Origin of the sequence: Micrococcus terreus, assembly GCF_900116905.1 — a bacterium.
Taxonomy (GTDB): Bacteria; Actinomycetota; Actinomycetes; order Actinomycetales; family Micrococcaceae; genus Citricoccus; species Citricoccus terreus.
Genome location: NZ_FPCG01000003.1, coordinates 120,703 through 145,555, shown reverse-complemented (window position 1 = coordinate 145,555; position 24,853 = coordinate 120,703). Strand labels below are relative to the sequence as shown.

The 24,853-nt window shown below is 70.2% G+C and carries 21 protein-coding genes; 9 read left to right on the top strand and 12 right to left on the bottom strand.

Annotated elements, in window-relative coordinates:
* Window positions 1-68 precede the first annotated feature (68 nt).
* The 6 genes from BM355_RS05070 to BM355_RS05045 form a co-directional block, all read right to left on the bottom strand.
* Window positions 69-743 (bottom strand): hypothetical protein, encoded by a 675-nt coding sequence (locus BM355_RS05070; protein WP_091695702.1) that lies wholly within the window; start codon window positions 741-743, stop codon window positions 69-71.
* Between the two features lie 34 nt (window positions 744-777).
* A complete protein-coding gene (locus tag BM355_RS05065) occupies window positions 778-1,335 on the bottom strand; it encodes an acyl-CoA thioesterase (protein ID WP_091695700.1) in 558 nt (185 codons plus the stop codon).
* A gap of 68 nt (window positions 1,336-1,403) precedes the next feature.
* On the bottom strand, window positions 1,404-5,129 hold the full coding sequence (locus tag BM355_RS05060; RefSeq protein WP_245760608.1) for a DEAD/DEAH box helicase: 3,726 nt from the start codon (window positions 5,127-5,129) through the stop codon (window positions 1,404-1,406).
* The gene (locus BM355_RS05055) at window positions 5,126-5,389 is read right to left on the bottom strand and encodes a hypothetical protein (protein ID WP_091695696.1); all 264 of its coding nucleotides are present in this window, start codon (window positions 5,387-5,389) and stop codon (window positions 5,126-5,128) included. Before BM355_RS05055 ends, BM355_RS05060 begins: the two co-directional genes overlap by 4 nt.
* Before the next feature lie 19 nt (window positions 5,390-5,408).
* Window positions 5,409-6,194, bottom strand: a complete 786-nt coding sequence (locus BM355_RS05050) for a hypothetical protein (RefSeq protein ID WP_143109428.1) — start codon at window positions 6,192-6,194, stop codon at window positions 5,409-5,411.
* 508 nt (window positions 6,195-6,702) lie between these two features.
* Complete coding sequence (locus BM355_RS05045) at window positions 6,703-10,461, bottom strand: proline dehydrogenase family protein (protein ID WP_091695691.1); 3,759 nt, start codon at window positions 10,459-10,461, stop codon at window positions 6,703-6,705.
* Window positions 10,462-10,651: 190 nt separating this feature from the next.
* On the opposite strand from BM355_RS05045, the gene BM355_RS05040 reads away from it, so the two are divergent.
* The 5 genes from BM355_RS05040 (at window position 10,652) to BM355_RS05020 (ending at window position 15,072) form a co-directional block, all read left to right on the top strand.
* Entirely contained in the window at window positions 10,652-11,590 is a 939-nt protein-coding gene (locus tag BM355_RS05040) for a LysR substrate-binding domain-containing protein (protein WP_091695688.1), read from the top strand.
* Between the two features lie 91 nt (window positions 11,591-11,681).
* Entirely contained in the window at window positions 11,682-12,041 is a 360-nt protein-coding gene (locus BM355_RS05035; RefSeq protein ID WP_091695685.1) for an ArsR/SmtB family transcription factor, read from the top strand.
* A gap of 7 nt (window positions 12,042-12,048) precedes the next feature.
* Complete coding sequence (locus BM355_RS05030) at window positions 12,049-13,269, top strand: MFS transporter (RefSeq protein ID WP_091695682.1); 1,221 nt, start codon at window positions 12,049-12,051, stop codon at window positions 13,267-13,269.
* 133 nt (window positions 13,270-13,402) lie between these two features.
* Entirely contained in the window at window positions 13,403-14,482 is a 1,080-nt protein-coding gene (locus BM355_RS05025; RefSeq protein WP_177227844.1) for an agmatine deiminase family protein, read from the top strand.
* Window positions 14,479-15,072, top strand: coding sequence for a cyclodeaminase/cyclohydrolase family protein (locus tag BM355_RS05020; RefSeq protein WP_091695676.1), 594 nt, complete (start codon window positions 14,479-14,481; stop codon window positions 15,070-15,072). Before BM355_RS05025 ends, BM355_RS05020 begins: the two co-directional genes overlap by 4 nt.
* Before the next feature lie 34 nt (window positions 15,073-15,106).
* On the opposite strand, the gene BM355_RS05015 is transcribed toward BM355_RS05020, so the two are convergent.
* The gene (locus BM355_RS05015) at window positions 15,107-16,375 is read right to left on the bottom strand and encodes an AI-2E family transporter (RefSeq protein ID WP_245760607.1); all 1,269 of its coding nucleotides are present in this window, start codon (window positions 16,373-16,375) and stop codon (window positions 15,107-15,109) included.
* A gap of 106 nt (window positions 16,376-16,481) precedes the next feature.
* Between BM355_RS05015 and BM355_RS14105 the strand changes: the two genes are divergently transcribed.
* Window positions 16,482-17,207 (top strand): CDP-alcohol phosphatidyltransferase family protein, encoded by a 726-nt coding sequence (locus BM355_RS14105; RefSeq protein ID WP_245760606.1) that lies wholly within the window; start codon window positions 16,482-16,484, stop codon window positions 17,205-17,207.
* 5 nt (window positions 17,208-17,212) lie between these two features.
* Complete coding sequence (gene ribA / locus BM355_RS05005) at window positions 17,213-18,586, top strand: GTP cyclohydrolase II (RefSeq protein WP_091695669.1); 1,374 nt, start codon at window positions 17,213-17,215, stop codon at window positions 18,584-18,586.
* A 79-nt stretch (window positions 18,587-18,665) separates the two neighbouring features.
* Here the strand turns inward: ribA and BM355_RS05000 are convergent, their stop codons facing one another.
* The 5 genes from BM355_RS05000 to BM355_RS04985 are packed head-to-tail and all read right to left on the bottom strand — an operon-like array spanning window position 18,666 to window position 22,864.
* Window positions 18,666-19,508, bottom strand: coding sequence for a lysylphosphatidylglycerol synthase domain-containing protein (locus tag BM355_RS05000; protein WP_177227842.1), 843 nt, complete (start codon window positions 19,506-19,508; stop codon window positions 18,666-18,668).
* 2 nt (window positions 19,509-19,510) lie between these two features.
* Window positions 19,511-20,356: a hypothetical protein gene (locus BM355_RS14325; RefSeq protein WP_177227841.1), complete on the bottom strand. Its 846-nt coding sequence runs from the start codon at window positions 20,354-20,356 to the stop codon at window positions 19,511-19,513.
* Window positions 20,353-21,450 carry a glycosyltransferase family 4 protein gene (locus tag BM355_RS04995; RefSeq protein ID WP_091695663.1) on the bottom strand — a complete coding sequence of 366 codons (1,098 nt, stop codon included), beginning with the start codon at window positions 21,448-21,450 and terminating at the stop codon, window positions 20,353-20,355. The genes BM355_RS14325 and BM355_RS04995 overlap by 4 nt, the downstream gene beginning before the upstream one ends.
* The gene (locus BM355_RS04990) at window positions 21,447-21,830 is read right to left on the bottom strand and encodes a 6-pyruvoyl trahydropterin synthase family protein (RefSeq protein WP_091695660.1); all 384 of its coding nucleotides are present in this window, start codon (window positions 21,828-21,830) and stop codon (window positions 21,447-21,449) included. The genes BM355_RS04995 and BM355_RS04990 overlap by 4 nt, the downstream gene beginning before the upstream one ends.
* Window positions 21,831-21,886: 56 nt before the next feature.
* Complete coding sequence (locus tag BM355_RS04985; RefSeq protein ID WP_143109426.1) at window positions 21,887-22,864, bottom strand: zinc-dependent alcohol dehydrogenase; 978 nt, start codon at window positions 22,862-22,864, stop codon at window positions 21,887-21,889.
* Window positions 22,865-22,966: 102 nt separating this feature from the next.
* Between BM355_RS04985 and BM355_RS04980 the strand changes: the two genes are divergently transcribed.
* Window positions 22,967-23,368 (top strand): hypothetical protein, encoded by a 402-nt coding sequence (locus tag BM355_RS04980; protein WP_091695655.1) that lies wholly within the window; start codon window positions 22,967-22,969, stop codon window positions 23,366-23,368.
* Window positions 23,369-23,596: 228 nt separating this feature from the next.
* Window positions 23,597-24,742: an acyl-CoA dehydrogenase family protein gene (locus tag BM355_RS04975; protein ID WP_091695652.1), complete on the top strand. Its 1,146-nt coding sequence runs from the start codon at window positions 23,597-23,599 to the stop codon at window positions 24,740-24,742.
* Window positions 24,743-24,853: the final 111 nt, after the last annotated feature.

The window sequence follows — 24,853 nt, the reverse complement described above, 5'->3', positions numbered from 1 at the left end:
CATCTTGCCCCGGTTCAGGTGATTTGTCTCACTGGGTGGACGGTGTGCTCCTGGCGGCCCCGATCAGATCAGTTCGTCGCCGTCAGGTCCAGGTACGTGGGAAGAACGGCCACCAGCACACAGGCCAACCACATGACGACGCCCCACGCCAACACTCTCCACGGCACCCAGGTGCCCCGCGCCGTCGCGCGGCTGAAGTGCACCGGCAGGACCGAGTAGAGCAGTGAGAGAGCGAACAGGCCGGCCGCAGAGAACGGGAACGCCTGGATCTGGGCAGCTGCAGCCGTAGCCTGGGCGACCGTGAGGTCCAGTCCGACCCCCGTCAGGCTCCGCATGCCTTCTGACCAGGAGTCGAACAGCCCAGTCGACGAGAACATCATGCCCACCAGCATTCCCAGCACCACTAGCCAGCCGAGCAGGCGCATGCTCATCAGCGCTCTTCGGCGTTCCGGGGACATGGGGGTCATCCGGGCGATATCGGCGCCCTGACCCGCACCCTGTGCCGCGTCCCCGAGGACCCAGGCGACGAACGCCACCGCTGCGGGGACAGAGGCCAGCAGTCCACCCAGCGTCATGGTGACCATGCTCCAGGCCGGGGCGGGACTGGCGGCGTCGGCTGGCGAGAGTCCACTGAGACCTGCCAGCATCCCCACGAACGGCACACCCCAGAGGGCGTAGGTCAGCGAGAGGACCAGCCCGATGATCAGGGATATGAATCGGCGTGCCTGCCAGGGCAGATGCATAGGTTGTGCCTTTCCGTGGCCGCCTCGGCCGAGGTCACCAGATGTGGGGCGCCGGTTTGCGAGAACCGGGCAGGGCGGCGTCCACGCGCCACTGGTGCAGCCAGTCGGGGATCTGACGGCCGTCCGGGTTGGGCTGCCCCAGTTCCTGCTCCACGGCGCGGAGGATGTCCTCGTTGGAGACCGGTCCGTCCTTGCTGACTAGTCGGGTGGCCACGTAGGCACGGACGTAGATCTCCCCGTCCACCACGAAGCGCTGCTCGAACCAGACCGACTTGTCATCGGTGCCGAGCATCTTGGTCTCCAGGGTGTACTGCTGCCACAGGTTGATCGAGCGGCGGAAGGTGATCTGCTCGGACTGCACCACCGGGGACCACTTGTTGCGGCGCATCAGGTCCCAGACGCCCGAGCGCATCATCAGGTCGAACCGGCCCAGGTCCATCAGGGAGAAGTACATCCCGTTGTTGATGTGCACGGCCACGTCCACGTCCGTGGGCAGGGCGCGCAGCGGGAGGGACGAGGTGTCCCAGATGGTGAGCTTGGACTTGCGGCGGGCGCGGATCAGCAGCAGGAGCGTGCGGAAGATCAGATGCATGCTCCCCATGGTGCCACGGTTGGTTACTGACGAGTAGCCTGCGAGGTCGGAGCGGCGATGATCGATCCTCAGGAGCCGGAGAACAGCTCGCGGAGGTCGTCGGCGGTGATGGACTGGCTGAATGCGGCGTCCTCGTCCGTCAGGGAGCTGAACAGGGCGGCCTTGCGCTGCTGCAGGGCCAGCACCTTCTCCTCGATGGTGCCCTCGGCCACGAGCCGGTAGACCATGACGTTCTTGGTCTGCCCGATCCGGTGGGCGCGGTCGATGGCCTGTGCCTCGGCTGCGGGGTTCCACCAGGGGTCCAGCAGGATCACGTAGTCCGCCTCGGTCAGGGTGAGTCCGAACCCACCGGCCTTGAGGCTGATCAGGAACACGGAGGCGTTGCCCTCGCGGAACTCATTGACCACGTCGCCGCGGTTGCGCGTGGAGCCGTCCAGGTACGAGTAGGTGACGCCCGCAGCGGAGAGCCGTTCGGCCACCCGGCCCAGGAAGGAGGTGAACTGGCTGAACAGGATGACCCGGTGCTGTTCGGCCAGGATCTCCTGGAGCCGTTCCATCAGGTCCTCGAGCTTCGAGGAGGGCACTTCGGCGTACTCCTCGTCCACGATCGCCGGGTCCAGGGCCAGCATGCGCAGCAGAGTCAGGGAGCGGAAGACGATGAACCGGTTCTTGTCCAGGTCCTGGATGAGACCGAGGACCTTCTGCCGCTCGCGCTGGAGCACCTGGTCGTAGAGACGCCGGTGCTTGGGCTGCAGGGGCACCTCGACCACCTGTTCCTGCCGTTCGGGCAGGTCGTGGGCGACCATGTCCTTGGTGCGGCGCAGCATGAACGGCCGGATCCTGCGGCGCAGCCGGGCCATCCGCTCCTGGGCGCGGCGTGCGCCGTCGTCCGAGGGGTCTGGGTCCTCGATCGGCTTGATGTACTCCTGGGAGAACACACGCGGGGAGGCGAACAGGCCCGGTGCGGTGACGTTGAGCAGGGCCCAGAGGTCGGTGAGGGAGTTCTCCATGGGGGTGCCGGTGATGGCGAGACGGAACGGTGCCCGCACGGCTTTCACGGCCCCGTGGACCTTGGAGGAACGGTTCTTGATGAACTGGGCCTCGTCGGCGATCAGTCCGGTCCACTCCAGTTCTCCGTACTCCTCTTCGTCCAGGCGGAGCACGGCGTAGGAGGTGACCACCACGTCGGCCCCGGCCCGGGCTTCGGCGAGGTCGGTCTTGCGCTTGCGGGCGGTGCTGTCCAGCACGCGCACGTCCAGTCCGGGAGCGAACCGGGCTGCCTCCTGAGCCCAGACGGAGACCACGGAGGAGGGCGCGACCACCAGGAAGGGCGGATCCTCCGGGCGCAGCTGGCGGGCGCGGACCATCAGGGCCAGGGTCTGCAGGGTCTTGCCCAGTCCCATGTCATCGGCCAGGATCCCGCCGAGGTGGTGCTCGTAGAGGAAGCTGAGCCACTGGTAGCCCTCGAGCTGGTAGGAACGCAGGGTGGCGTCCAGCCCGGTGGGGGCCGGGACCTCCGGGATCTGTTTCAGGTCCCGCAGCGCCCCGACGGTCTCCCGCCAGCTGACCGCCTCGACGGACTCCTCGGCCAGGTCCTCGAAGTCCTCCCACAGGGTCACCTGGTAGCGGCTGATCCGAGGTTTGTCCGGCTCCCACTCCCCCAACTGCTGGGCCTCGGCGATCAGGTCCCGCAGCTGGTCGAAGACGGGGTCATTGAGGTTGAAGTAGGTCCGGTCCGGCAGGATCACGGACTTCTTGCCTCCGGCGAGGGCGGAGAAGACGTCCACGAAGGGGATGAGCCGCTCACCCAGGGTGATCTCGAAGCCGAGGTCGAACCAGTCGGTGCGGGTGGTGTCCTCGGTGGTCATCTGGGTGATGCGCACGCGCGGCGCCCCGGTGAGCTCCTCGTAGTCGGGCAGCTCTCCGGTGACGTTGACCTCTACGTGCTCCACGTCCAGCAGCCGGGGCAGGATGTGCTCGGCGAAGCGGGCGGTGGCCACCCCGTCCAAGGTCTGCTCGTCCGTGGCCAGTGCGTCCGGCCAGATCAGTCGCACGGCCTCCAGCACAGTCTGCTCGTGCTGCAGCTGCCGCCCCGCGCCGACTCCCCTGCGCAGCACCGGCAGCTGCCGGTCCGGGGCGCTGTACTGCCAGAACCAGCGCAGTTCGGTGCGGTCATCCCCGGAGTAGACGGCCTGCAGCACCAGCACCGGCGGGGCGACCTCGGCCAGCTTCACGGTCTGGTCCGCACTGGTCACCTGGACCTGGGCCTGCAGACGCGGGGTGAACTCCCGCAGGAACTCACCCTGTTCCTCGCTCGGGATGATCATCTGCCCGCCCCGGTCCAGCAGCTCCCGAGCGGGGGCGGGGATCTCGTCCGCCGTGGGAATGAGCCGCAGCCGCACGGACCCCTTCGAGCTCCGGCCTGGGGACTCGGGCAGCTCCACGATGAACACGCCATAGGGGCCCACGCGGCGCGGGGTCTCCAGCTCCTCGCCTTCCGCCCCGACGACGACGCGCACGGCGATCGGTGAGGGCCCCTTCGTGACGGTGTCCAGGGAGGCGGCCGGATCCGTCTCGCTCAGGTCCAGGTGGACGGAGGCCTGATCGGTGGCGACGCTGACGTGCCCGAGGATCCCCCGGGGGTCGAACTCCACGCCGAGTGCCACGGCGCGCTGGAGCAGCAGCCAAGCGGCGGGGCTGCGGAAGCTCTCCCACTGCAGTTCGGCCTCGCTGCCATGCAGGTGCGGATTGTCGGCCTGGTAGAGCCGGTAGAGCTGGCCGAAGATGTCCGCGTGGTCCCGGCGCAGTCCGAACTGGGTGCCGGGGTACTGGAACGCACGCCAGGTCAGTCCGCCCTTGATCCAGTTGTCCTTGGCGCCGGGTTTGAGCGGGATCAGACGGAGGCTGAAGCGGTTCTCCGGGGTCGTCAGGTCCTCGAGCGTGGTGGCGGTGGCACCCCAGCGGCGCGCACCGGGCTGGGGTTCGGTGCGCAGCTCCACGCCGATCGCCAGGGGCATCTCAGCGGCAGGACTCTGGGTGAGGGGCCCGCGCGATCCCGCTCCCCCGGGGTTGCCGGAGAGCACCTGCCGCCAGGACGGCGGTGCCGGTGGCTGGGGTGCCTGGTAGGGCATCGGCGCAGCACCCGTGACACGGGACCTGGCCGAGGTCAGCGCCTCCGGTGGACGCACCTCATGGGACCCCGGCAGGCGCAGGTCTGCCGGGTTGAACGGTGCAGAGCCCGGGTCGTACTCGTCGTCCCCGTCCCGACCATTCACCTGCTCCGGTGCGTGATCTGCGAGAGGTGAGGGGCCGTCGTCGGGAAAGCCGTGGGGGTTTGCGGCCCGCAGGGCGCGGCTGGTGGACTCGTACATCAGGGCGGCCACATGCTTGCACTCCGGTGCGACGGGGCAGGTGCACGAGCTGCGGATGGGACGCCAGAGCCGGACGGAGGCGGGGCCGGTGATGGTCTGTTCGTCCGCGTCCGGCCAGAGGATGACCGCGGCACCGTAGGCGTTGTTGCCGCTGCCGGCGACCGTGCCGAACAGGGTGCCCTGGAGCTGGCGCTTGCCCTCGCGCGTGGTGCCGGTGCCGTCGATCGACCACTGCAGGCGGGTGACGGCGCCCTCTTCGGCGTAGATCCAGCCACGTTGTGCAGACTGCGGACCCACGAGCTCACGGATCTCGGCACGGCTGATCTGCGGGAAGGACGGCGCCTGGGCGTTCTGCAGCGCAGAGTTCCAGTTCGAGCGGGGTGGCTGGGAACGGCCTCCGCTGTAGTTCCGTCGCGACATCATGACTCCATGCTGTCACCTGTGGCGGACGAGGTGGGACGCGGGGGCGGATCTGAGGGGTGTGTGGGGGCGGCGGGGGCGGACCGGTCCGCTGTGGAGGAGTCGGACTGACGTGCTGTGGCCGACCAGGCCAGCCCGGTGCCCACGCCCATGACGAGACCGACGCCCACCATGCCCCAGTTGCCGGAGGCGAGGGACATCAGCACGCCGAAGAGGATGCCGGCCGGCACGGTGAGCAGCAGGCGGCGGGGCGAGGGGGTCATGGGTTCACGGTACTGAACGTCATGCTCGGCGGCGGGGAGCGCTGTGCTGGGTGAGGATGCGTTCGAGCCGTGAGGGGTTGCGCAGATCCAACCAGATCCAGCGGGCCACGTCATGCCCGGCTCGGCGGAGAGCATCCTCGCGTCGCTTCTCTGCCACGACGATCTCGCTGGGCGGTGTGGAAACGGCGAAGGTGCCGGAGTACTTCTGCAGACCGTCGAACTCGCCGACCAGGCCGGTCTGCTTCCAGAGTCCGTCCACCCGGGCGATGAGCTGGCCGGCAGCGTCCCTGATCTCCACCTGCGGTTCGGGGAGCTCGAAGCCGAGTTGGTGGATCACCACCCGGCTCAGTGACTCACCTGCACTCTCTGCACGGGCGTCTGCGAGGGCGAGGACGGAGTCGAACCGGAGCTTCTGGGCCCGGGAGGGGAGTGTGTCCCGGAGCTCGGTGACAGTGGTGAGACCGTCGGGGTGGCGGTGGAGGTAGGCATCGAGCGGCGGGACGACGAGTTCGAGGTCGCCGGTGCGCATCAGGGCCACCAGGGCGATGGGTGCTGGGTCGGCGAGGACCGTGCCGACGAAGGTCCCGTCGCTGAGGGTGACCGGGACAGTCTGCGCAGGGTAAGAGGGGTGGCTGGGCAGGTTCCAGTGGCCGTGGACGACGGGAAGATCCGGCAGACGATGCGGGACGGTGCCGGTCTTGGCGAGAGCCCGGCGCAGAGTCTCGGCGGTGGTGCGATTGCCGTAAGGGGTCTTTCGATCGCGGCGGCCGGAGGCCCCACGGGAGGGGGCTCGGAGATGAAGCATGGACGGCGTGGACGTGAGCGGAAGTCCGTGGATGGCAGCAGCGGTGGGGCCTGCGAACACCGGTGAACGGTGCGATCCCAGACTGAGAGCGACGGCATTGAGCAGGTGCCGATCCCACGGCGCAGCCTTCAGCCACACTTCCGTGGGGCAGTAGACACCGCGTGCCAGGCGGACCAGGGTTCCACGGGCGAAGTCCCTGTCGATGGAGCGAGCCACCGCGCCACCATCATGTCGGTGGGTCACGATCAGCGGTGAGAGACCGGCAGTCGTGCGGAGCTGTGAAGGTGCAGGAGGTGTCACGCCCTCAGCCTGACCTGACGGACCCGTCGCGTTCTGATCCGTAACCCGGGTTGGGGACGCCCGGGGTGGACAGGGCAGTTGTGCAGGAGGCCCCGCACAGCGGACAGGCTGCCGATCGTGGGCTGTCAGTCCCTCTGCGACTCATCAGACCGATAACCGGTATGACGAGTCGCAGAGGTTGAGACAGACGCTGGAGGGGCCGAACCGATCAGAGCAGGTGGTCGGTCAGGCCGTCCGGGGTGCCGAAGCGGTGGGCGGTGATGGCGATGGCCTGCTCGTGCAGGTACGGCAGCAGCTCCACGTCGCCGGCGGAGACCACCGGGCCCGAGTACACGGCCAGGTCCGGGGACCCGTCCACAGCCTCGAACAGTGCCTTCACCGCAGCACGGGAGCCCTCCGGGTCGCCGTCCCAGTCCAGGACCAGGCGCACACGGGGATCCCCGCCGCCGTCAGCCGAGGCCGGGACGCGAGTGCGCTGCAGGGCCCGGCCGTGGAACGCGGCGGTGTCCTCCACCACCACGGTCACGTCGCGGGCCGCCCGCAGTGCACCGAGCACTTCCTCGGGCAGCTCGGTGGGGGCGCTGACCGTCAGCGGGGCGTCCGAGCGCAGGCCGGCCGCGATCACACGCAGCAGGTGCACCAGCGGACCGGACTCCCAGCGGATCAGGGTCGGCACCGGCAGGTGGCGCAGCACGTTGCGCTCAGCGATCAGCCCGGAGATGTCCTCGGCCACGCCGAAGGTCTGCTGCCAGGCGGCCTCGTCCAGGGCTGCCGCGGCCGAGAGCCAGTTCAGCTCCTCCACCGAGGGACCCTCACCCTGGATGCGCCCGGCCGCGGCGATCAGTCGACCTGCCGCGCCGCCGTCGGTCCCTGCCGCGGAGGCGGCCGAGGGGGTCTGCAGCGTGGAGCGCAGGATCGGCTCGTCATGCCAGGTGCCCAGCCCGTGCAGGTAGTGCGGGCCACCGGCCTTGGTGCCCGCACCCACGGCGGAGCGCTTCCAGCCGCCGAAGGGCTGACGGCGCACGATCGCCCCGGTGATCCCCCGGTTGACGTAGAGGTTGCCGGCGTTGACGTGCTCCAGCCAGTACTCGATCTCCTCCGGGTCCAGGCTGTGCAGGCCGGAGGTCAGTCCGTAGTCCACGGCGTTGACCAGGCCGACGGCCTCCTCCAGGGTCTCGGCACGCATGACGCCCAGCACCGGTCCGAAGTACTCGGTCAGGTGGGCGTCCGCGCCGGGCTGCACGCCGGAGCGGATGCCCGGGGACCACAGACGGCCGGTCTCGTCCAGCTGCTTCGGCTCCAGCTCCCAGGACTCGCCCTCGCCCAGCTGGGTCAGACCGCGCTGGAGCTTCTCGCCGGGCTTCTCGATCACCGGGCCCATCTGCGAGCGCGGGTCGTCCGGATAGCCCACATGCAGGGAGGCGGCGGCGTCCAGCAGCTGGCGGTGGAACCGCTCGGAGGTGCCCACGGAGCCGACCAGGATGACCAGCGAGGACGCGGAGCACTTCTGTCCGGCGTGGCCGAACGCGGAGTTCACCACGTCCTTGGCGGCCAGGTCCAGGTCGGCGCTGGGGGTGACGATCAGCGCGTTCTTGCCGGAGGTCTCGGCCAGCAGCGGCAGGTCCTTGCGGAAGGAGCGGAACAGCTGCGCGGTCTCGTACCCGCCGGTGAGGATGACCTTCTCCACGTCCGGGTGGGCGATCAGGCTCTCGCCGATCTTCTCCTCGCCGCTGCGGTCCAGGGTCAGGAAGGAGACCAGGTGGTCGGCGTCCTGGACCTCGGCCTCGCGCAGGCCCTCGCGGATGGCCTCGAACGCCACGGCGCCGGTACGGGCCGACTGCGAGGCGGGCTTGAACACCACGGGCGAACCGGCGGCGAGCGCGGCCAGCACACCACCCACGGGGATGGCCACCGGGAAGTTCCACGGCGGGATGACCAGGGTCAGCTTGGAGGGCTGGAACGTGGCGCCGCGCACCTCGTCCAGTCCGCGGGCCAGACGGCCGTAGTAGCGCGCGAAGTCGATGGCCTCGGAGATCTCCGGGTCACCCTGGTCCAGGGTCTTGCCGGTCTCGGCGGCGGCCACCTCGAGCAGGTCGGCGCGGCGTTCCTCGAGCTTGTCCCCGATCCTCTGCAGCACGGCCTCGCGCTCGGTCCCGGAGAGGGCACCCCAGGCCTGTCCGGCCTGCACAGCCTTCCCGACGACGTCCTGCACCCCGGCGATGGTGCTCACCTTGGTCTCGCGGACCGTGTCCACCCCCAGGGTGGAGGTGGGGATCTTGGCGATGATCTGACGTCCCCATTCCCGGTTGGCCGCCAGCGAGGGGTCGGTGTCCGGGGTGTTGGCGAAGCCGTCCACCGGTGCCGGGACATCGCCCAGGTCCCCGGCCAGACGGTTCTGGTTGCGGGCCGGCGCCGGGACGGTCAGGTCCACGTCCTGCACGGAGGCCAGGAAGCGCTGCTCCTCACGGGCGAACAGGCGCTGGTCCGAGTCCAGTTCGAACACGGCGGACATGAAGTTCTCCTGGGACGCGCCCTCCTCCAGGCGGCGGACCAGGTAGGCGATGGCCACGTCGAACTCTCCGGGGTGCACCACGGGGGTGTAGAGCAGCAGCGAGCCGACGTCCTTCTTCACGGCCTCGGCCTGACCGGTGGCCATGCCCAGCAGCATCTCGAACTCCACATCCGGTGCGTGCCCGGGTGCCGACTGCTGGGCGCGGGGCACCTGGGTGCCGCTGCCTGCAGACGGCGAGGTGCCGTCGTCGGGCTGGCTGTCCTTCACGTCCTCCGGCCACGCCGTGGTGAGCCCACGCTCCCGGACCAGCAGCAGGGACAGGGCGACGTCGAAGAGGTTGTGCCCGGCCACGCCGATGCGCACGTTGCGGGTGCGCTCGGGGGTCAGGGCGTAGTTGAGCACGCGCTTGTAGTTGGCGTCGGTGGCCTGCTTGGTGGGGCAGGTGGCGACGGGCCAGCCCATCAGGGAGGCCTGCATCTGCTCCATGGGCAGGTTGGCGCCCTTGACCACGCGGACCTTGATGGGCGCGCCACCGGCCTCCACGCGGCGGGCGGCCCACTCCTGCAGGCGGATCATGGCGTCCAGCGCGTCCGGCAGGTAGGCCTGCAGCACGATCCCGGCGGGCAGATCCTTCAGCTCGGGCTGGTCCATCAGGCGCATGAACACGGCCAGCGTCATGTCCAGGTCGTGGTACTCCTCCATGTCCAGGTTGATGAACGTGGAGGTGTGGTTCTGGGCGGGGTCCTGAGCCTGGCTGGCGGCCAGCTGGTAGAGCGGCAGCAGGTGCTCGGTGACCTCGGTGACGGCCTGGTCGAACGCCCACGGGCTGTGCGGGGCGGTGGCGGCGGAGACCTTGACCGAGACGTAGTCCACGTCCGGACGCTCGATCAGCGTGCGGATCCCGTCCAGGCGGCGCTCGGCCTCCTCCTTGCCCAGGATGGCCTCGCCGAGCAGGTTGATGTTCAGACGGGTGCCGGGCTGCTTGAGCTTGGCGATCGAGGGGCCCAGCTTGGACTCGGTGGCGTCCACGATCAGGTGCGAGACCAGCTCGCGCAGCACCTTGCGGGCCACCGGGACGGCGACCTGGGGCACGAACGGGGCGACCTTGCCGCCGGCGCCCATGGCCGACTTCATGTACCAGGGCAGGAAGCCCGGGACCATGGGGGCCAGCTCGCGCAGCGCCTCGGCGGCGATCTTGGGGTCCTCCGGGCGGACCACGCGGTCCACGAAGCCCACGGTGAAGTCCAGACCGTTGGGGTCCTTGAGCACTCCGGCCAGCTGGCGCGCGGAGAAGTTCGCCGGGTACTGACGGGCATCCTGCAGCCAGGTCTTGACCTGCTCGACGGCGGCCGGGGCCAGGCGTCGCAGGTCAGCCGGGTCTGGGGTGTCGGTGAGCGAGAGCGTGGTGGCACCGGCAGTGGGCGCGGAGTCGTGCGCAGGGGTGTTGGCAGTCATGGAGCGATTGTGTCTGAGTGACACCGTGCGTGAACAGCGAATGTTTCTGCACGGTATCGTTCGGCTTAGACGAACGCTGGTGGTGGTTCAGGTGGCACCGTGATTCTGCACCCCCGGACCGGACCCTCACCCCCGTACGGCGGGGTGTGCTTCCGGGGCGGGGGTGAGGAACGGTCAGACGGGAGAGGCGATGCTGGAGGTCCGGCGACTGGTGCTGCTGCGGGAGCTGTCCATCCGGGGGTCGGTGACCGCGGTGGCGCAGTCCATGAACATGGCCCCGTCCTCAGTGTCCGCGCAGCTGGCCGTGCTGGAGCGCGAGACCCGGACCGAGCTGCTGCGCCGCTCCGGACGCGGCGTGCAGCTCACCGCTGAGGCCCAGGCGCTGGTGGCGCGGATCGACCCGATCCTGGACGCGCTCGAGGAGGCCGAGACCGCCCTGACCCGGGCGCGGAACTCGGTGACCGGGCGAGTGCAGCTGGCCCTGTTCCAGTCGGCGGCGATCGCCCTGCTGCCCCGCGCGCTGACGATCCTGCGCGAGCGGCATCCGGAACTGCGCCTGGAGGTGTTCCAGTACGAACCGGAGACCGCCCTGCATGAGACCTGGGTCCGGGACGTGGACGTGGTGGTGGCCGAGCAGTACCCCGGGCACGCCGCCCCGCACTGGCCCGGGCTGGACCGCAAGGAGCTGCTGCGGGACGACCTGCAGCTGGTGGTGCCGGCCGAGCTGAGCGTGGACGGCGCGGCCCTGCCGGAGGGTCGGGAGCTGGAGACCCTGCTGACCGCACGGCCGCTGCCGTGGGTGATGGAACCGGACGGCACGGCCACCCGGCACTGGGCCGAACAGGTCTGCCGGTCCGCCGGGTTCGAGCCGGACGTCCGGTACATCTCCTCGGACCTGCAGTCGCACGTGGGCCTGGTGGCCTCCGGCAACGCGGTGGCCCTGTTGCCCGGACTCATGCTGGTGGACACCCCTGCGGCGGTGCGGCGAATCCGGCTTCCGGGCGACCCACTGCGGACGGTGTTCACCTCCATCCGCTCCTCGTCGGCGCAGTCGCCGGCGATCACCGCTGTGCGCGGGATCCTGGAGGAGGCCGCCGCCGAACTCACCTCCGCACCCCGCCGATCATGATCACGACAACTGCCGGTTGGATCGGCGTGTCGCGGCATCAGCTGCGCACGTGATCTGGATGGTGAGGGCTCGCGGGTGTTAGTATCTGCGTATGCACGCGGATAAGAAGATTGACCTCGCGACCGTCAGCTCGGACCAGATCGACCTGGCCTCCGAGGTCCTGACCCTGCTCTCCGATCCCACCCGGATCCGGATCGTGCTGACCCTGCAGGAGAACGGCGAGCTCTCGGTCAACGCCCTGGCCGAGGCGGTGGGCAAGAAGCCCTCCGGCGTCTCCCAGCATCTGGCGCGCATGCGCATGGCCCGGATGGTCACCACCCGGCAGCAGGGCACCAGCGTGCTGTACCGGCTCGTGGACGAGCACGCCCTGACCCTGATCGTCGAGGCACTGAACCAGGCCGAGCACGCCGTGGCCCACGGGCAGCTGCCTCCCCACCACCGGGAGGGCTGAACCGACCATGCTCTCCGTCCTGCGCCACCGCACCTACGCCCAGCTGTTCAGCGCCCAGGTCATCGCCCTGCTGGGCACGGGCCTGCTCACCGTGGCCCTGGGGCTACTGGCCTTCGACATCGCCGCAGGCGATGCCGGGATCGTGCTGGGCCTGGCGATGACCATCAAGATGATCGCCTATGTGGTGGTCTCCCCCATCGCCACCGCCCTGACCGCCCGGCTGCCCCGCAAGCCCGTGCTGATCGCCGCTGACCTGATCCGCGCGGCCGTGGCCGTGGCCCTGCCGTTCGTCTCCGAGGCCTGGCAGATCTACGTGTTGATCTTCCTGCTGCAGTCCGCCTCGGCCACCTTCACCCCCACGTTCCAGGCGGTCATCCCCTCGGTGCTGCCGGACGAGGAGGAGTACACCCAGGCGCTGTCCCTGTCCCGCCTGGCCTACGACCTCGAGTCGTTGCTCTCCCCCCTGATCGCCGCCGCCCTGCTGACGGTGATCAGCTACCACAACCTCTTCGTGGGCACCGTGGTCGGCTTCATCGTCTCCGCTGTCCTGGTGGCGGCATCACGCCTGCCGCACATCCCCGCCCCACCGGTCACACCGTTCCTGGACCGGCTCACCCGCGGCACCCGGATCTTCTGGGCCGAGCGGGAGCTGCGCGGCCTGCTGGGGCTGAACCTGGTGGTGGCCACCTCCACCGCCATGGTCATCATCAACACCGTGGTCCTGGTGCAGGGGCTGCTCGAACGACCCCAACCGGACGTGGCGCTGATGCTCGGCGCCTACGGCGGCGGGTCCATGGTGGTGGCCCTGCTCATGACCCGGCTGCTCGCCCGCCGCCCGGACCGCACCGTCATGGTCGCCGGCGCCACGGCCCTGCCCGTGATGCTGCTGGCCACTGCGGCCGCCATCCACTGGACGGACGGCACGGCCCAGTGCATCATTCTGCTCGCCCTGTGGTTCGCGGCCGGTGCCGCCACCTCAGCCGTGCTGACCCCCTCGGCCCGACTGTTGCGCCGTAACAGCACCGAGGGCACCCGGCCCGCCGTGTTCGCCGCACAGTTCTCCCTCTCCCATGCCTGCTTCCTGGTGACCTATCCCCTGGCCGGAACGCTTGGAGCCGCTCTCGGCCTGGCGCCGGTGGCCGTGATCCTGGCCGGACTGGCCGTCGTCGGGCTGGTTCTGGCCCTGGTCTCCTGGCCCTCAGCGCACTCGGTCCGCACCGTGCGCTGATGACCGGCATCCACCCCCGCGCACCGCCTACCATGGAAGGTGCAGTCGCATGGGGGTGGTCCTGCGCCACGCCGGCTCTTCCCGCCGCGGCTCGTCACTGACCGCGCGCACGGTGCTGACCAGGAAGGACCCCATGACCGATCTCTCCTGGCACCTGCCCGCGGACACGGAGCCGCAGGAGCGCATGTGGCTCTCCTTCCCCCGGGCCACCGCCCTGATGGGCAGCACCCCGTGGGAGATCTCCGCCGCGCGCCGCGCCTGGGCCCGGATCGCCCACGAGGTGGCGGACTTTGAGCCGGTGACCCTGCTGGTGGATCCGGCCGACCGGACCATGGTGCACACCTATGTGGACCCGATCGTCCCGGTGATCCCGCAGCGCTTCGACAGCCCCTTCATCCGTCTGACCGGACCCGTCTTCACCACCGGCCCCGAGGCGAAGGTTGACGCGAACGGCCGCCGCGCGCTGGGCATGATGGACTTCGTCTTCAACGGCTTCGGCCGCCGCCCGGGCCTGGACTACCTCTCGGACTCGGTGGTCACCGGGACCATGGCGCAGATGACCGGGGCCACCCGGCAGCTGTCGCTGATGACCCTGGAGGGCGGCGCGTTCGTCACGGACGGTGAGGGCACGGTGATCGCCTCCGAGGCCGCGCTGTTGGACCCGGCCCGCAACCCCGGCTGGTCCCGGCGTCAGGTGGAGCTGGAATTCCACCGGTACACGGATGTGCGCAAGGTGATCTGGCTGCCCGGCGGCCTCACCCGGGACGCCGGTCCGCGCGGCACCGGCGGCATGGTGGATCAGCTGGTGAACTTCGCCTCCCCCACCGTGCTGCTGCTGCACTGGCAGGATGACCCCTCCCACCCGGACCATGCCGTCAGCCAGACCGCGCTGGAGCTGCTCCAGGGTGAGACGGATGCCCAGGGTCGCCCGCTGAACATCGCCACCATCCCGGCCCCGTCCACGCTCACCGATCGCCACGGACCCGTGGGCTGGTCCTACGTCAACGTCCTGCCGGTCAACGGAGCCGTGGTGGTCCCCTCCTTCGAGGACGAGCACGACGACGGCGCTCACCAGGTCTTGGAGGCCGCCTTCTGGGGACGCAAGGTGATCCCAGTGCCGGCCCGTCAGGTCTACGAGCGCGGCGTGGGCATCCGGCACGTGGGACTGACCCAGCCGGCCCGACCGGCCCGGCCCACGGCCTCGGCCGCATGATCCGGGACGAGACCGTCCGCGGCTACCTGGAGCGGCTGGGCTCGGGCGAACCGACCCCGGGCGGCGGCGCCACCGGTTCGGTGCAGCTGGCCCTGGCCGCCGGGCTGATCTCCATGGCGGCCCGGTTCAGCGATCGCGAGGACCTCGCGCAGCGGTGCGCCGAGCTGGCGGACACCGCGCTGAAGCTGGCCGATCAGGACGAGGCCGGGTTCGGGGCCACCGCGGAGACCTTCGAGCTGCCGGAGGACTCCGAGGACGCACGTCGAGAGCGCTCGGAACGGATCCAGTCCGCCCTGCGGGATGCGGTGAAGCCGCCCCAGCGGATGGTGGAGTGTGCCCGGGAGCTGATCGGCGTGGCCGAGGCCGTCCTCGCCGACGCCAACGGGAATGTCCTCTCTGACGTGGGCGCAGCGTTGGGTGCGGTGCGTGCGGGACTGACGGCCGCCGTCGTGACCCTGGAGACCAACCTGGGCCATCTGAAAGGCGACGAGATCCGCTCCGCCGTGGAGCAGGACGTGCGGGCGGCCGAGGAGCAGATCGACCGCGTGGACGGGCTGATCGACCAGGTCCGTCGGCTCATCAGGAGCTGATCAGTCTGAACGGACGCTGGAGCCAGCGGGGCGCTCAGTGCTCGACCGTGGGGACGCCCTGGGGCGGATCGGGCGTGGCCAGGGTCTGGTCCTCGGGGTGCACGGTCTGCTCAGTCCCGCCGAACCCGTCTTCGGCCACCTCGTACCGGGCCTGGCGGTTGAACGCCCGGGTGAAGCCGCGCTCCCGGGCCTCCATGCCCTTCAGATCCGAGGCGATCAGGGAGTTGAGCCAGCGGGACTGGGGGTCGGCGTCGATCAGGATCGCCTTGAACAGCAGCGTGGCGGGCAGGGCGAGCACGGTGCCCATCCACCCCAGCACCCAGGCCCAGAACAGCAGGGAGAGGAAGCTGACGGTGGGGATCACGCCCACGGCGTCCCCGGTGAACTTGGGCTGGATGATGGACTGGATGACGAAGTTCAGCACGCTGTAGGAGACCACCACGGCGAAGAACGCACCCCAGCCGCCCTCCACCAGACCCAGCAGTGCCGGCGGGATCATCCCCAGCACGAACCCGATGTTGGGGATGTAGTTGGTCAAGAAGCTCAGCACGCCCCAGACCCAGATCATGGGCACGCCGATGATCGCCAGGGCCACCACGTCCAGCAGGGCCACGATCAGTCCGAACACCGTGGTCACCACCCAGTAGCGGCGCACCCCCTGGGCGAAGTCGATCAGGGCCACCCCCATGTCGGTGCGGGAGGAGGTGAGCAGGGCGACGCGGCGCTCCACGGCCACGGAGTCCATGGCCAGGAAGAACACCGTCATCACCACGGTCACCACCAGGCCGATCACCGCCGAGACGTTGGAGAGCAGCGGCGTGATGAAGCTGACCGCGGTGGAGGCGACCGTGGACATGTTCAGGTTGCCCAGCTCATTGAGCACCATGTCCGGGGTGACGCCGAAGCTGCCGATCCAGGTCACCATGCCCTCGTAGATCGAGTTGAACTGCGGTCCGTACTTGGGCAGGGCGTAGATCAGCTCCGAGGCGGACCAGAAGATCAGCCCGATGAACACCAGCAGGACCACCAGCACCAGCAGGACCGTGACGGTGGCTCCCAGGAAGCGGGGAACCCCGCGGCGGTTGAGCCAGGCCTGCAGCGGGTAGGCCACGATCACCAGGTTCAGCCCCAGGAACACCGGGGCTATGATCGCCTGGAGCCCCTGGATGAACATGATGCAGACCACCAGCCCGGCCAGCGAGAGCGCGATGACCAGGAACCGCGGCCAGTTCCGGCCCTCCGGGTGCTGCGGGCCTGCTGGACGGTCGGCGGAGTCCTCCGCAGTGGTCTCGGGCGTGTTCACGTGGATCAGTCTACGGTCGGGGCCGGGCACGCTTCGGCCCCTGTGCACACCGATGGACGGAGGGCTCCCAGTAGCATCAGACAACCCCCTTCCGGACAGGAGAGAGATGGCAGTCAGCGGCACCCGGCACCCCGCCCGGCGCCTCCCCGTGCCCATACTCGCCCTCGCCACAGCCCTGATCCTGAGCTGGCAGATCGATCCGCACCCCGCCACCCTCGCCCTGTGCGTCCTGGTCGCCGTCGCGGGCTCCGCCCGCAGCCTACGGCGCTCTGACCCGTGGACCGCGGCCGATGACCTGACCTCACTCAGGTGCGCGGCCGTCGTCGTGGTGACCGCCCTGCTGCTGGACCGGGAGACCCTCGCGTTCCCGTGGCCCGCCGTGCTGCTGGGCGCGGTGGCCCTGGCCATGGACGGTGTGGACGGGCAGGTGGCCCGGCGCCGTGGGACCACGCGGGCCGGCGCGCGGTTCGATGAGGACGTGGACGCGCTGTTCGTGCTGATCCTCTCGATCGCGCTGGTGCCGGTCTGGGGTGTGTGGTGCCTGATCCCGGGGGTGCTGCACTACGCGTTCCGGCTGACCGGCAGGGTCCGCACCGCCTGGCGCCGGCGCCTGCCCGCCCTGTTCAGCCGCAAGGTGATCGCCGCGATGCAGGGCATCCTGCTGCTGGCCGCGGGGACTTCGAGCGCGGTGGGCATCCCACCACTGGGCATCACCTGTGCGGCAGCGGCGGTGGTCTCGCTGCTGGTCTCCTTCGGACGGGACATCGCCTGGCTGGAGCGCCACGGGGCGGTGCGGGAGCGCCGATCCGCGCCGGTCCGGACCCTAGACTGAAGCGCATGAAGCAGACCGACCAGGACCACACCCACACCCTCGTCCTTGAGTCTCGGACCTCTCTGCCCACGGATCACGGCGTCTTCACCACCTGTGCCTACACGTACCAGGGCGTGACGCATGTGGCGATGCTGATGGGCGAGCCGCAGCGGGCGGAGGCGCCGATCGTGCGCCTGCACAGCGAGTGCCTCACCGGGGACGCGCTGGGCTCGCACCGGTGCGACTGCGGGGATCAGCTGGACGCCGCGCTGGCCGCGATCGCCGCCGCCGGGACGGGCATCCTGCTCTACCTGCGCGGGCATGAGGGCCGCGGGATCGGGCTGGCCGCGAAGCTGCGTGCCTACGCCCTGCAGGACCAGGGCATGGACACCGTGGACGCCAACCGGGCCCTGGGCCTGCCGGACGACGCCCGGGACTACACCGCCGCCGCCGAGATGCTGCGCGATCTGGACTGCACCACCGTCCGCCTGCTCTCCTCCAACCCGGCCAAGGCCGAGGCGCTGACCCAGCTGGGCATCACGGTGGCCGACCGCGTGGTGCTGCCGGTGCTGGACCGCCCGGAGAACTCGCACTACCTGCAGACCAAGCGAGCCCGGATGCGGCATGATCCGCTGGCCGGTGAGGCCGGGCGCGAGGGCGGTGCCGCGGCGCTGACGGTGCAGGAGGACACCTTCCCGGTCTACAGCACCCTGGCCGAGCACCCCGAGGTGGTGGCGCAGATGGCCCAGAGCGCGGACGGGTTCATCGCCGCGCGCGGAGGGGACGCCGAGTTCGTCTCCGGCGAGGCTGACCGCACGCACCTGCACCACCTGCGGGCCGCGGTGGACGCCGTGCTGGTGGGCGCCGGGACGGTCTGCGCGGACGACCCGCAGCTGACCGTGCGAGCCGTGCACGGGCAGAACCCGCTGCGCGTGGTGGTGGACCCGCACGCGCGGATCCCCGTGGACAGCCGCGTGCTGCAGTCCCCGGACGCCCCCACGCTGTGGCTGGTGAGCGCGGAGGCGGAGGTGCCCTCCGGCCTGGGTGGGCATGTGGAGACAGTGAGACTTCCCGACGGCGGCTCGGCTGGCCTGGTCGATCCGGCCGCGGTCCTGGCGGTGGTCCGGGAGCGCGTCAGTGGTTCGGTGCTGGTGGAGGGCGGCGGGAAGACCGTGTCCTCGTTCCTCTCCGCGGGGCTGCTGGACCGGCTGTTCCTGACCGTGGCCCCGGTGCTGATCGGCGACGGCGTGCCCGGGATCCGGTTCGAGGGCTCCCCCATGATGGCCGAGGCCCTGCGCACCCCGTTCCGCCGCTACACCTTCGGCGAGGACATCTGCACCGAGTTCGTGCTCAGCGATGCGGCCAAGGACCACGACTCCCCACCCCCAAGCGCACAGTGACCTCGCCCCCACCCAAGTGACCTGGTTTTGTCACTTTGCGCAGGGAGCGGGTGGAGTGGGCTGCGCGCGTGGGTTGCGCCTAGCGGGACGAGTCGGCGCGGGCGCGCAGGGCGGTCCAGGCGAGGATCACGGCGCCGGGCAGGGTGGAGACCGTGGCGAGCAGTCCGTAGCCGGTGGCCATGGTGACGGCCCAGTCGGGTTCCGCCCCGAGGGTGGGCGCCAGGGCTCCGACGCTGAACTCCCGCACGCCCCAGCCGCCGGCCCCGATCGGCAGGCTCATGGAGGCCAGCCCGATGAGCGCCACGGGGGCGTGGACCGGTCCGCCGAGCGCGGCCATGGCTACCAGGAAGAGTCCGACCAGGGCGGCCACGCTGACGGCAGAGGTGGACCAGACCAGGAGTTGACGCCGTGCACGCATGCCCCGCGTGCAGGCGACGGCGGCGGCCAGGAACACGGCCGCGGCCAGGACTGCCGGGAGGGTGAGCAGAGGTGGTGCGCCGGCGGCGGTCAGGACGGCAGCGGCGGTGGCGAAGACCCAGGTGGTAGCGCTGAGCCGTTCAGCCCCGACGGCGACCAGCGGTGACCACCACCGACGCCGCCCCTCGTTCCGGTAGACCACCAGTCGCGCGGCATCTCCCCCGAGCCCGCCGGGCAGGACCATGTTCCCGAAGCTGGAGGCGTAGCAGTCTCGCACGGCCTGGCGGAACGGTATGCGGATCCCCTGGGCAGCGGCCAGCACCCGCCAGCGCAGGGCCTGGCTGAGCGCCACCACCAGCCCGGCGGTGAGCGCGGCGAAGAAGGCCAGTGGGGTCAGCACGGCACCGGCGTCCAGCAGTGCCTGAGAGCCGACGGCCCGCACGGTCAGCCACAGCAACAGCACCGTGGTCGCCAGGGCGACGGTGCGGCGAATCCAGGGGGCCACGGTCAGCGGGCGTTGAGCAGGACGTCCACGTGGTCGACCGTGACAGCCAGACCCTCGTCCCCTCCAGCCTGACGGGTGCGCAGCCCGAGCCAGTCGGCGGCTACACGCTGCAGGTCCGGCTCGGCCTCGACCACCGCGGCCACGCGCTCGGCCAGGAACCGTTGGATGAACTCGGCATCCTGCGGCGCGTGCAGTCGCCATGGGCTCTCAGAGGTCTCCACGGTGATCCCCCGCTGACGAGCGGACTGCGCCATGGTCTGACCACCGTGGGCACCGAGCTTGTCTCCCCACCGCTGGTGGTCGGTGAAGGCCTGGGCGAGCTGCTCGTCCCGAGGGTCGGCCGGATCCAGGTGCCAGTGCTCGGTGATGCTCAACAGGAACAGCCCCAGCCCCCGGCAGCGGGTGAGGGTGTCCAACACGGCGTCCACGTCGGCCTGGGTCAGCACGTCCAGCACGGCACTGCAGGTCAGCAGCAGGCTGCCCGGGGCGGGCCGCCCGGAGGTCTCCTCCAGGTGCTCACCCAGCGCCGCTGGGAGGTCAGACATCATGCTCAGGAGGCGGCCGGCGTCGGGAAAGGCTTCTCCGGCGAGCTCAAGCGAGGGCGCGTGGCCGTCCACCAGGTGCCAGGCGATCTGGCGGTCTGGCAGCAGCGGGGTGAGGTGGCGGCGGAACCAGGCCGCGGACTTGCCGGTGCCGGCACCCAGGTCCACCACGGTGACGGTGTCTCCGGGATCGGTGCTCTCCAGCAGGGTGTGCGCAGCGGATTCGAGCAGGGGCAGGGACTGCTCGCGCGCGGCGTCGTCGAAGGGGGCACGTGCCTCGAGCCAGTCGGGAGCGGCTCCGGTCATGGGGTCCTCTCGGTGCAGTGGGAGATGGCGTGTAGGGCGCGGAAGAGGTCGTCAGCGGTGTCCTGCCAGCGGTAGAGGGTCTTGCGCGCCTGCACGGCCTGACGCTGGAGATCGTGCCGGTACGGCTGCGTGAGCCACCCCTCGAGGATGTCCGCCCACTCGGTGACCTCGGGAGCTGCAAGGGCCCCGGCCACCCGAGCGTCCTCCGCACCGGTCCCCTCGGTGACGACGGAGGGCAGTCCGGCGGCCGCCGCCTCCGTCACCACCATACCGTAAGTCTCCCGGACGGAGGGCAGCAGGAGCAGATCGGAGGTGCGGTAGAGCTCATCGACCTCGGCGGGAGTCAGCTCGCCGGTAACCGTGGTGGTCCCGGGCGGCAACTGCTCGCAGGCTCGGACCAGCCGCGCGGCGTAGTCCGGGTCCGTGTGCGGTCCGGCGAAGGTGACGTGCCAGTCGGCCAGGCCCCGGGCGGCGAGCGCGGCGAACACTTCGGTGAGGAAGAGCTGGTTCTTGTTCGGCTCCACGGCGCCCACGCAGATGAACCTGTTCCCGTCCGGGCTGCCCTCCGTCACTGGCCTGAGGTCCACCCCCGGCCTGGCCACCGACGCCCAGATCCCGGTGAGCTGCTGGAGCGTCCGCAGCGCATGCGGGCTGGTGGTGACCACGGCGTCCGCGGCGTGCATGTTGGCCCGTTCGCGGTCTAGGGCGGCGGGATCGGATTCGGCGAGGATCGCGTGGATCAGCTGGATCACCGGGACGTCCAGGTCCAACGGGGCGCTCAGCGATGACCCGATCAGCCCGTCCACCACCACAGGGGCGTCCAGCGTGGCGGCGAGCTCGTGCACGGCGGCCTCATCCTCGGCGGACGGGTGCGGCCAGGCCCCGGGGACCGAGTGCCGCTGGATGACGCCGGTCTGGTGCAGCAGCTCGTCAGCCCCCGCGGCCAGGGACTCGTTGTACCGCAACCCGCCGGAGACTCGCCCCAAGTCCGGCTCGATCAGGTGAAGTGCAGGCCGATCTCCACGCGCCCGGAGGGGCTCCAGGTGCGCCACGTCGTTCGGGTCACGGCGAATGTGCCGGCCGCAGTCGCTCATGGGCGGCCCGGCACCGTGTAGGACACCTTCGCCCGGGGATTCTCGGTCAGGGTCACGGTGATGCCCACGTCCGGCTGGTCGGCCAGCGCGTCCTCCAGGCGACTGCCGATGTACTCGGCGGTGGCCTCCGTGGTGGAGAGCCGGCCGGCGAAGTCGGGGTGCTCGTCCAGGTTGGCGTAGCGCAATGGGGACAGTGCCTCGTCCAGCATCTCCGTGGCGGCCCCGATGTCCAGGACCACGGCGTGCTCGTCCAGTTCGGCCCGGGAGAACGTGGCCTCCACGGCCAGGGTGGCGCCGTGCATGCCCTGGGCGGGGCCGAAGAACTCGTTCGGCAGGCTGTGCGCGATCATCACATGGTCGTTGACGGTGAGGCTGTACATGTCTCTCCTGCTCGGATCGGGGTGTGGTGGTGTGGAAGGTCAGTGGTTCCGGTGAATCAGTACGTCAGCACGTGGCACAGCGTGGTCCGCGCCAGCTCGGTGTCCGAGGTGATCTGGTCCATCACGGCGGGCAGCTCCTCGCGCGGGGACTGCCCGGTCAGCAGGGCCTCGAACCGTTCGTCCCGCAGCAGGCGCAGGGCGGTCTGCAGCCGTTCGGCCCGGGTCCGGCGAGCGCGGCGCCCCTCAGCCACCTGCCCCACCTGGCTGGCCACGATCTTCAGCCGCCGGGCGTGGAAGTCAGCGCCGAGCGGCACCCGGGGAGCCTGCGAGCCGAACCAGGAGGCCTCCACCACGGTGCCGTCGTCCCCGGCGATCTCCAGGGCGCGCGCCAGCCCGGGCTCGGAGCCGGAGGTGTGGATGACGATGTCGCAGTCGCCCGCGGCCTGCTCCGGGTGCACGGCGGTCAGCCCCAGCCCGGCCAGCAGCTCCCGCCGATCCTCATTGGTCTCGAGCACCTCCAGCCGGTCCAGCCCCATGCCGGAGGCCAGCAGCGCGGCGGCCGTCCCGATCATCCCGGCCCCGATGATCGCCACCCGGTCCGCCAGCCGCGGCGGCTCCTGCCACAGGATGTTCAGCCCTGTCTCCACCGCTCCGGCGAGGAGGGCGCGGTGGTGAGGGACGTCGTCGGGAATCCGCTGGAGGTCCGCCGCGGACACGATGTGGTGACTGTGGTGCGGGAGCAGACCGAACACGCGCGCGCCCAGCCACTCCTGCGGCCCCTCATCCACCTCGCCCACGCCGAGGTACCCGTAGGAGACGGGGAAAGTGAACTCGCCGAGCTGGTGGGGCGCCTTCATCAGGGTCCCGACGGCGGCCGGCACCTTCCCGGTGTGGACGAGGGTCTCGGTGCCGCGAGACACGGCAGTGGCCGTGGTGCGCACGCGCAGCTGGCCCGCGCTCACGTCGGCGTGGGGCTCGGGCACCTCGCGCCAGGCCCCGTGTCCTGCGGTCTCTGTCCAGTACTGGAACGCCATGCTTCCCACTGTACGGCGGCGCCTGCGGGGTGGGGCGGGGTGCGGATACGCTCGTGGGCGAACCGGCGGAACAGGTCCGCTGTGCAGGAGGGGATGAGGCGCGTGTCATCGGAGACGCTGGGCTGGCTGCTGTGGAGCATCATGATCGGGCTGGGAGTCGCAGGAGTGGTGGCTGCCGTGCTCGCACTCTCCGGGCGGTGGCGCCGCTGGGTGTTCTTCCCGCGCATGCTGCTCAGCGTGGTCCCGTTCACCACCTTCCCCCTGGTCGGCGGGTTCATGGGACTGGGCCTGGTGTTCCTGGCGCTGGGCTTCGTGGCCGGACCGGAGGGGATCCCCGGGGACACCGAGGTGTACGACCTGCTCGGCACCGTGTTCCTGGGCCTGGGCCTGGTCAGCTTTGTGTGGTGGCCGCGGCAGTGGATGCCCGCGTGGCACCGGGACTGGATGCGCAGGGGCGGGGACGATCTGACGGACCCGTGGGCGGACGAGCCGGGGCGTGGCTGACCTGTACCACTGATCGCACCCCAGCGTTCTGCGTCGCCACTGCGACATATCGCACCGGCAGTCGGTACGCAAAGTCGCAGAGGGTACGACAGTTGACCCGCCGCCCCTCACGCCGCCCCCACCCCACCCACACCACGAAGTTACCGGCGGGTATTGCATTTCGGCCGCGCGGTTGGCACCCTCGGGAGGACACCTCAGCACCGCCCCCACACCACCGAGAGGACCCCCATGCGCCGCCGCATCTTCGAGACCGACCACGAGGACTTCCGCGAATCCGTCGCCGAGTTCGTCAAGCGCCACGTCACCCCGAACCTGGAGCAGTGGATCGAGGACAAGGCGCTGCCGCGCGAGTTCTGGACCGCGGCCGGCGAGCAGGGGCTGCTGGGGCTGGAGGTGCCGGAGGAGTTCGGCGGGGGCTACCCGGAGGACTACCGGTTCAACACCGTCCTGTTCGAGGAGCTCTCCAAGGCCAGCTTCGCCATCTCCTCCTGCGTGGGCATCCATGCGGACATCGTGCCGCCGTACATCGTGAAGCTGGGCACCCCGGAGCAGCATCAGCGCTGGCTGCCGGGCATCGCGGACGGCTCCATCATCACCGCGATCGCCATGACCGAGCCCTCCGGTGGGTCTGACCTGGCCAACCTGCGCACCACCGCGGTCAAGGACGGGGACCACTGGGTGCTCAACGGCTCCAAGACCTTCATCACCAACGGCTACTCGGCGGACCTGGTGGTGGTGGCTGCGCGAACCAGCCCGGAGAAGAAGGCCAAGGGCATCACGCTGTTCGGGGTGGAGGCCGGCATGGAGGGCTTCGAGCGCGGCCGGAAGCTGGACAAGGTGGGCCAGCCCGAGTCGGACACCGCGGAGCTGTTCTTCAACAACGTGCGCGTGCCGGAGGCCAACATCATCGGCGAGCTGGACACCGGCTTCATCCAGATGATGGTCAACCTGCCCCAGGAGCGTCTGGGCGCCGCGGTCTACGGACTCTCCCACGCGCGGGCCATCCTGGACGAGACCATCGAGTACGCCAAGGAGCGCATGGCGTTCGGGCAGCCGATCGGCCACTTCCAGCACACCAAGTTCCTGCTGGCCGAGCTCGTCACCAAGGCAGAGGTCACCCAGGCGTTCCTGGACGACGCCGTGATGGCGCACTCCGCCGGCGAGCTCTCCGCAGTGGACGCCGCCAAGGCCAAGTACTGGGCTTCGGACGTGCAGGGCGAGATCCTGGACCATTGTGTTCAGATCTACGGCGGCTACGGCTACATGAACGAGTACCGCGTGGCCAAGGCCTGGAAGGACGCCCGCGTGAACCGGATCTGGGCCGGCTCCAACGAGATCATGAAGGAGCTGATCGGGCGCGACCTCGGCCTTTGAGCCCACCTCCCGCGCCTCTCACCTCTCCAGCACTTCCCGACGACGGCCCGGCACCTTCACGTGCCGGGTCGCCGTGTGTGTGGGGTCAGGTCATATGCCCGGGGAGCCACT

Coding starts and splice junctions, on each gene's coding strand:
- BM355_RS05045 (WP_091695691.1), bottom strand. CDS start 10,461: ATGACTGCCAACACCCCTGCGCACGACTCCGCGCCCACTGCCGGTGCC.
- BM355_RS05030 (WP_091695682.1), top strand. CDS start 12,049: ATGCTCTCCGTCCTGCGCCACCGCACCTACGCCCAGCTGTTCAGCGCC.
- BM355_RS05050 (WP_143109428.1), bottom strand. CDS start 6,194: ATGCTTCATCTCCGAGCCCCCTCCCGTGGGGCCTCCGGCCGCCGCGAT.
- BM355_RS05060 (WP_245760608.1), bottom strand. CDS start 5,129: ATGATGTCGCGACGGAACTACAGCGGAGGCCGTTCCCAGCCACCCCGC.
- BM355_RS14325 (WP_177227841.1), bottom strand. CDS start 20,356: ATGACCGGAGCCGCTCCCGACTGGCTCGAGGCACGTGCCCCCTTCGAC.
- BM355_RS05055 (WP_091695696.1), bottom strand. CDS start 5,389: ATGACCCCCTCGCCCCGCCGCCTGCTGCTCACCGTGCCGGCCGGCATC.
- BM355_RS05040 (WP_091695688.1), top strand. CDS start 10,652: ATGCTGGAGGTCCGGCGACTGGTGCTGCTGCGGGAGCTGTCCATCCGG.
- BM355_RS05020 (WP_091695676.1), top strand. CDS start 14,479: ATGATCCGGGACGAGACCGTCCGCGGCTACCTGGAGCGGCTGGGCTCG.
- BM355_RS05070 (WP_091695702.1), bottom strand. CDS start 743: ATGCATCTGCCCTGGCAGGCACGCCGATTCATATCCCTGATCATCGGG.
- BM355_RS04985 (WP_143109426.1), bottom strand. CDS start 22,864: ATGGCGTTCCAGTACTGGACAGAGACCGCAGGACACGGGGCCTGGCGC.
- BM355_RS04990 (WP_091695660.1), bottom strand. CDS start 21,830: ATGTACAGCCTCACCGTCAACGACCATGTGATGATCGCGCACAGCCTG.
- BM355_RS05025 (WP_177227844.1), top strand. CDS start 13,403: ATGACCGATCTCTCCTGGCACCTGCCCGCGGACACGGAGCCGCAGGAG.
- BM355_RS04975 (WP_091695652.1), top strand. CDS start 23,597: ATGCGCCGCCGCATCTTCGAGACCGACCACGAGGACTTCCGCGAATCC.
- BM355_RS04995 (WP_091695663.1), bottom strand. CDS start 21,450: ATGAGCGACTGCGGCCGGCACATTCGCCGTGACCCGAACGACGTGGCG.
- BM355_RS05035 (WP_091695685.1), top strand. CDS start 11,682: ATGCACGCGGATAAGAAGATTGACCTCGCGACCGTCAGCTCGGACCAG.
- BM355_RS14105 (WP_245760606.1), top strand. CDS start 16,482: ATGGCAGTCAGCGGCACCCGGCACCCCGCCCGGCGCCTCCCCGTGCCC.
- BM355_RS05065 (WP_091695700.1), bottom strand. CDS start 1,335: ATGCATCTGATCTTCCGCACGCTCCTGCTGCTGATCCGCGCCCGCCGC.
- ribA (WP_091695669.1), top strand. CDS start 17,213: ATGAAGCAGACCGACCAGGACCACACCCACACCCTCGTCCTTGAGTCT.